A 5,398-nucleotide genomic window follows, 5' to 3' on the forward strand; every position below is an offset into this window, starting at 1 on the left:
AGATGAAGGCTGTTTACCATGAATTACGAATAGTTGGAAGGTCTATTGAGGCGTATTACCGTGCAGGGGTCTCGGTTTTGTATCAACTCGACCACAGGGATGACAACGAACATGATGGTGTCTGGTCTGAGACGAACTATATTCTCTGCCAGTGCCTTGGATGTGACACGCCATCATATAGAATTGACGACTACTTTTCTGAAAACTACTCGTATGGCGAAAACGGAGAAATGCTCCTACTTCCCGAAACCACTATATACCCTTCAGCCCTCCAGGGGAAAAGCAAACTCGAAAAGCACCACTTCGCGCCATATTTAATAGTACAGATATACAATGAAACATACTCAGCCCTTTCTCATGACAACAAAATCCTCGGCGGAATTGGAATTAGGGCAATACTCGAAGCCATCTGCATTGAACAGGGAATTACGACTGGCAACTTACAAACAAAAATTGACACCCTACACACTAATGGACACATCACACAAGCAGAACGAGACTACTTCCACCGCCTTCGTTTTATGGGAAACGACGCTGCCCACGAAATTATGGCACATAAAATCGAAGAACTAATCATCGCACTGCGCATAGCTGAACACTTGATCGAAAAAACCTACATACTCCCCGAGTTGGCCAAACGCCTCAAGCCGTCGCCCTAGCGGCTGGCAATGGCCGCGTCGAAGAACTTGCCCACGCCGTACTCCCTGCGCCGGAAGAACTTCTCCGGGTCCGGGCCGATGAGCTGCATCTCCGGGTGGGTGCGCTGCACGTCGAGGGCGATGTGCAGCTCCTTGGTGCAGCCCGTGGAGAAGGTGGCGTCCTTGCCGGCCCAGACCGGGGGCACGGTGCGCCCCATCAGCTCGAAGGCCGTCTCGATGTCCTGGCTGGTCTGGAAGCGCCAGACGTTGATGTAGCCGGAGCGCTGCACCTTCTCCCACATGAACATCAGGTCGTCTGCGTCCATGCCCTCCTCGAAGTGCTCGGCGGGGCTGATGATGAACGTGCCCGCCAGGCGCGCGCGCAGGTGCTTCACGAAGGCGTTGAGCACGCGGATGGCCGTGTCGGTCTCGTGGGGGATGGAGCCCACGATGGCCGAATAGAACATCACGGTCTTGCCCGAGGCCTTCTCTGAGCGCATGCGCGCGATGATGGCGTCGGCCTTGGCGGTGATCTCGGGCTCCGTGAAGGAGCGCAGCCCCGAGGGCCTGGGCTTGAACTCGGCGCGCAGGTCGTCGCCCGAATCCAGGCGGATGCAGACCACGTCGCGCGTGAACTTCACGGAGGTCTGCATGATGCGCCGGTGGTTCTGCTCACCCTTGGCGATCACCAGGTCGGACTCCTTCCAGGCCCGGGCGAAGGTGACGCTCGTCTTGTAGAGGTTCAGCCGCTCGCGCGATCCGTCGGAGATCACCAGGAAGGGGTTCTCCTTGATGGCCTGGAGCAGGCCGTTCTTGCTCATGCGCGGGTCGGCCAGGATGCGCGCCCCGGCGAGGGCCTGGACGAGCACGGGGTCCTCCTCGGCGTCCCAGATGGTGGGCGCGTCGAAGAAGAAGCCGTCCTTGAGGGCCAGGATCACGCGGTGGCCCATGCGCAAAAGCGCCCGCACGGCCAGGATGTCGAAAACGATGCCCCCGGCGGCGTCGGGCAGGTAGAGGATCTTCATGGACTTGGGCCGCCCCGGGTCCAGCACCCGGCGCAGCACCTCCGAGGAGGAGCAGCGCGTCAGCTCCTGCTCGATCTGCTCGGGCGAGGGGTCGAAGGAGTCCTCCTCCCAGACGCGGCTCCACACGGAGAGGCACAGAAGCCGCGTGATTTCCAGCATGTCCAGGTCGAAGCGCATGTCGCGGATGGTGGCGCAGTGGAAGCTCAGGCCCGGGCAGGTGCCCAGGGCGGCGCTCATGGCGTGGGAGTCCAGGAAGCGGGAGGCGCGCCGGTTCATCAGGCGCTTGCGGTCGCGGTGGGGGTCGTCCTGCCCGGCCTGGGCCAGGAAGATGGACGTGAGCCGCTTGAGCAGCCGCGAGGGGATGAGCACCGGCGCGTTGACGGCCTGGCGGTACTTGTGGTCGCACAGGGCCAGGATCATCATCTTCTCGTATTCGCCGGGGCAATGGCTCTCGATGAGCTCCAGCACCTGCCGCCACACCCTTGCGTAGGCGTCCATGAGGGAGGGCTCCTGGTGCTTTTCAAGCAGATGGCCCAGCATGGCGTCGGAACAGGGCACGTAGATCTCGTCCGGGCCGAGCGCCGCCATGAACCGGATCTGCTCGGGCGAGGCGTTGCGCAGCGGATCGATGGAGTGCTCGATGTGGTTCTCGCTCATGAAGTGCAGAAGCCAGGCGTCCAGGAGCGGATCCTTGCCGTAGCGCAGCTCGGCGGGCTGCCCGATGGTGGGGAAGTGCACGGGAGTCATGGTGCGGTTATCGCTCGCGAATGAATCCCTTGTCCAGGAGTTTGCCGAAATAGGAGTGGCGTCCCACGGCGACGAGGTTCAGGCAGTAGGGGGCGCGGCGCACGCGCACCCAGTCGCCCTGGCGCAGGTCGAAGGTGGCCTGGCCGTCGCAGGTGAGCACCACCTCGGCCGTGGCCTCCTCCACGCCCAGGTCCAGCGGGCGGTCGGTAGGAAGGACCATGGGCCGGAAATCGCTCAAAAAAGGGCAGATGGGCGTGAGCGTGAGCACCTGGAGTTCCGGGTGCACCAGCGGCCCCCCGGCGCTCATGGAGTAGGCCGTGGCCCCGGTGGGGGTGGCGGCCACCATGCCGTCGGCGCGGAACCCGCCCAGGCGCTCGCCCCCGAACACCACGCCCACCTTGATGAGCCGGGCCATGGAGCCGCGCACCACCACGTCGTTGACGGCGGGGCTTTTGAACACGCGGCGTCCCTGGCGGGCCACCTCGGCTGTGAGCATGGTCAGTCGGCTCACGGCGAAGCCCTTCACCAGGGCCATCTCCAGTGGCCTGCGCCAGTCCTCCCCGGCGATCTGGGTCAGAAAGCCCAGGCGTCCCAGGTTGATGCCCAGAAGCGGGGCCTGGGCCTCGCCCATCTTGCGGGCCACGCTGATCATGGTGCCGTCGCCGCCCAACACCACGACCAGCCCGGGGGCGGGTTCCCGGCCGATGAAGCAGGAGGCGTCTGAGCAGCCCTCGTGGTCGGTGCGGTTCTCCACCACGCGGGCGCGAGCGCCCTTCTCCGCCACCCAGGCGGCGATTTCCTCCGCGAACGCCCCCGCCTGGGCGTCTCCGGACTTGACCACGACGAGCACATCGCGCACGGCTGTCTGCATGCCGCCCGTCTAGAGCAAAGCGCCCCGGGCTTCAAGCCCGGGAAGGACGCGCCGGGAATTTTCGCCCGGCCCCTAAAGAAGATTCGTCCCACGGCCGATAGGCCCAATGACGAGCGAGGAGAATCGAGCATGGCCGCCAATCCTGCCCTGATCCGCAACATGCTGCGCACCTACGGGCGGCAGGTCACCACCGCGAGGCGGCTGGCGCGCTACCGGCGCACGCTGCGGGCGGCCGGGGCGGAGGACGAGGTCGAGATTTCCCGCGAGGCCAAGCGCCGCGAACTGGTGCACAAGGTGGCCGCGGAGATCGTGGAGAGCCTCATCGTCACGGGTTCGGAAAACCCTGTGGTTGTGGACATCAAGAAGGATCTTGAGGCCGCGTTCAGGACGAAGTTCCACTTCGCCTATCCTCCGGAAGAACAGGACTTGCAAATCTTCCGGCTGCTGGGCGACAACGACGCGGTGGAAGTGACGGGCCAGGAGAGGGTGCGCGTGCTGGAGACGCTCTGGCGCATCGCCCTGGAACGGGTCGACGAAACGATGCTTTAGCGGAAGGATTTCCGCTTCGCATGGGCGCAGCGACCGGCAGGCCGCCTGGGGAGACGGCCTCATCCGAGCAAGGAACCGGGCTCTGCGTCAGGACGGGTTCGCCCCGTCCGGGAGGGGATCATGGACATCAAAAAGATTCTGGGAGGATCTGGCCCCTACATTCAGTCCAAGGTGGAGAAGGGCGAGGAATCCACGGCGTCGGCCAAGGTCGAGAAGGCCAAGGCCAAGGCGAGAAGCCAATCTTCCGGCAGCGGGGACCGGGTTTCCGTGTCGGGAGACGCCAAGCTGGTGGCCGAGGCCGCCAAGGCAGCCCAGGAGTCCCCGGACATCCGGGTGGAAAGGGTGGAGGCCCTGCGCGCGCAGGTGCAGTCGGGAACCTACAACCTCGATGCGCGGCGCATCGCGCAGAAGCTGGTCGAGAGCGATCTGGAATTTCTGAAGTAGCGGCGGGCGCAAGGCCCGGGAGGAAAGGTCGCATGGACAGACAGGCCCGCTCGCCAGGGTCCGGGGGAAGAATTGCCCGGTTCCTGGCGAGGCTTGCCGTTTCCCTTCCTGGCCTTGACCAGGCAATACCTCCCTTCAGCTACCGGTCCCGGCCGCGCCGCGCGCCAGCAACTCCCCCCGTTCGATGCACTCCAGCCCGTGGCTGCCTGAAAACTCCCGCAGGCTCCGATCGAGCGCCTTGAAAACCGACGGATCGCGCAGATCGGCCTTGCGGCACAGATCGCAGACCCGGCACACCCCCGCCTGATCCTGGGCCTGGCGCAGCGTGGCGAAGAGCCCGCCCTGCCAGGCGTCCAGGAAGGGGCGCGAGGCCTTGAAGTCCACCGGCGCGCCCCGCCCGTAGTTGAGCCCGGCCAAGGGGCCGCAGCAGGGATAGAGGAAGTGGCTTGCCGCCACGTCCCCCATGGTCCTGTTCACGGTGCCCACGTAGCCCTGCCGCCACAGATACGGGCAGCGTCCGGCCTCCCCCACCCCTTCGAGACGGCGCAGGAAATCCCAGAAAGCGAATTCGCCCGTTTCCACGCGGGCATAATCCTTGAGCGGGCGGAGTTCCAGGCCGAAACGGCTGGCGCGGCTCCCGGCGCTGGGGTTGGGGATCTCCAGGGAGACCTCGTGGCGGCGCGCCTCCTCCAGAACCTCGGGCCAGAGCCTGTCGAAGGTTTCCTGGGCGTGCTTGTAGGACATCTCGGGCCCGAACTTGTCCTCCCCGCCGTAGCCGAAGGAAGAGAACGGGAAGAATGAGAGCCTGTCCACCCCCAGCTTGCGGCAGAGCCCGGGCATGGCCGGCATTTCCTCCACGTTGGCCTTCGTGAGCACCACCGTGGCGTAGACCAGGGGATGCAGGGCCCCTGCCCTGAGCTTGGCCTCCTTGAGGGCCAGGAGGTTCTTCTCCACCCGGATGAAGTGGTCCTGGCCGCAAAGAACCTCCCAAGTCTCCCGGCTGGCGGCGTTCAGCGAGACGGAGATCCAGCGCACCCGCCCCGGCAGGGCCTCCAACAGGGAGCGCCTGCCCAGGAGCACCCCGTTGGTGAAGAAGTTCATGGCGACATGGGGGTGGTGCTCGT

The 5,398-nt window shown here is 64.7% G+C and carries 6 protein-coding genes; 3 read left to right on the top strand and 3 right to left on the bottom strand.

Features of this window, described 5'->3' with window-relative positions:
* The coding region (locus tag ACV4UX_RS17010; protein ID WP_491594472.1) for a DUF4145 domain-containing protein at positions 1–659 on the top strand (659 nt) is incomplete at its 5' end.
* On the opposite strand, the gene ACV4UX_RS17015 is transcribed toward ACV4UX_RS17010, so the two are convergent.
* Positions 656–2,410: an ARMT1-like domain-containing protein gene (locus ACV4UX_RS17015; protein ID WP_491594473.1), complete on the bottom strand. Its 1,755-nt coding sequence runs from the start codon at positions 2,408–2,410 to the stop codon at positions 656–658. The genes ACV4UX_RS17010 and ACV4UX_RS17015 overlap by 4 nt on opposite strands.
* Before the next feature lie 7 nt (positions 2,411–2,417).
* On the bottom strand, positions 2,418–3,281 hold the full coding sequence (locus tag ACV4UX_RS17020) for an NAD(+)/NADH kinase (protein WP_491594474.1): 864 nt from the start codon (positions 3,279–3,281) through the stop codon (positions 2,418–2,420).
* A gap of 129 nt (positions 3,282–3,410) precedes the next feature.
* Between ACV4UX_RS17020 and ACV4UX_RS17025 the strand changes: the two genes are divergently transcribed.
* Positions 3,411–3,830: a DVU0524 family FlgM-associated protein gene (locus ACV4UX_RS17025; protein ID WP_491594475.1), complete on the top strand. Its 420-nt coding sequence runs from the start codon at positions 3,411–3,413 to the stop codon at positions 3,828–3,830.
* A 120-nt stretch (positions 3,831–3,950) separates the two neighbouring features.
* Entirely contained in the window at positions 3,951–4,274 is a 324-nt protein-coding gene (gene flgM / locus ACV4UX_RS17030) for a flagellar biosynthesis anti-sigma factor FlgM (RefSeq protein ID WP_491594476.1), read from the top strand.
* 135 nt (positions 4,275–4,409) lie between these two features.
* Here flgM and ACV4UX_RS17035 read toward each other — a convergent pair.
* Positions 4,410–5,398, bottom strand: a 989-nt coding sequence (locus tag ACV4UX_RS17035; RefSeq protein ID WP_491594477.1) for a hypothetical protein, incomplete at its 5' end; no start/stop codon positions are given.

This window comes from Fundidesulfovibrio sp., assembly GCF_058402725.1.